The organism is Pseudomonas sp. P5_B2, assembly GCF_056400445.1.
Genome location: NZ_JBFULH010000961.1, coordinates 1 through 1,241 on the forward strand (window position 1 = coordinate 1; position 1,241 = coordinate 1,241).

The following is a 1,241-nucleotide window of genomic DNA, read 5'->3' on the forward strand; positions in this document are numbered from 1 at the left end:
GTGTAATTCAGCATCAATGTTGAATGTTAAACCGCWTTCGCGAGCAAGCCCGCTCCCACATGGAATGGATGAAGGCTGAAATCCGGGTCAGGCCCCGTTCATCTCAATGAGCGGGGCTTTTGTGTGTAAAAAAGAATGTTTCTCGACAACCCACGRCATAATGCGCGCCGTGATGACACTTTTTGAACGAACAAGGCGAGCGACGTGTTGAAGAAAACCCTGTTCCAGTTGCACTGGTTTTTCGGCATCAGTGCCGGGCTGGTCCTGGCCCTGATGGGCATCACCGGGGCAACGGTATCGTTTCAGGATGAAATCCTGAGCGTGCTGAACCCTTCCGTGTTGCAGGTCGAGAAACAGGTTGCCGGCGTCCTGCCGCCCGTCGAACTGGTCGAGCGCATCGAGGCCGCGTCCGGCAAAAAAGTCTCGATGCTCTCCGTCGAAACCGACAGCGGTCATGCGGCCAAGGTGTTTTTCACGCCGCCACCGGGCCAACGTCGTGGTGAGATGCGCTACTTCGATCCGTACACCGCCGAGTTCATGGGCGACGCCACCGGCCAGGGTTTCTTCGGCTTCATGCTGCAACTGCACCGCTTCCTCGCCATGGGCGACACCGGCCGCAACATCACCGGCGCGTGCACGCTGATTCTGGTGTTCTTTTGCTTGTCCGGCCTGTACCTGCGCTGGCCGCGCTTGTGGAAAAGCTGGCGTGTCTGGCTGACCCTGGACTGGAAGAAAAAGGGTCGTAGCTTCAACTGGGATTTGCACTCGGTGGCTGGCACCTGGTGCCTGGTGTTTTACCTCTTGGCGGCGCTGACCGGGTTGTCCTGGTCGTATGAGTGGTACAACAAAGGCCTGACCCGCCTGCTGTCCGACGCACCGCAAAACGAGCGCGTGCGCGGTGGTCGCGGTCCTGCGCCAAGCGGTCCACCACCGACCGCCGACTATGCAGCCATCTGGAGCAGCGTCTACAGTGCCGCGGGCCCGGAACTCAGCGCTTACAACGTCCGTATGCCGCCAGTGGCCGGTCAGCCGGCGACCGTGTTCTACCTGCTGAAAACCTCCCCCCACGACCGTGCCCTGAACCAGATCACCCTCGATCCGGCGACCGGCATCGTCAAACAGCACGATCGTTACAGCGACAAGAGCCTCAAGGCGCAATTGCTGACCAGCATTTATGCACTGCACGTCGGTAGCTACTTTGGCATTGTCGGGCGGATCATCCTGACGATCAGTGCGCTGAC

1 protein-coding gene is annotated in these 1,241 nt (G+C 59.6%); it reads left to right on the forward strand.

Translation table 11 applies throughout. The features are described 5' to 3' along the window. Positions 1-204: 204 nt before the first annotated feature. On the forward strand, positions 205-1,241 hold a 1,037-nt coding region (locus tag AC1DRJ_RS28330; RefSeq protein WP_477805054.1), incomplete at its 3' end, for a PepSY-associated TM helix domain-containing protein.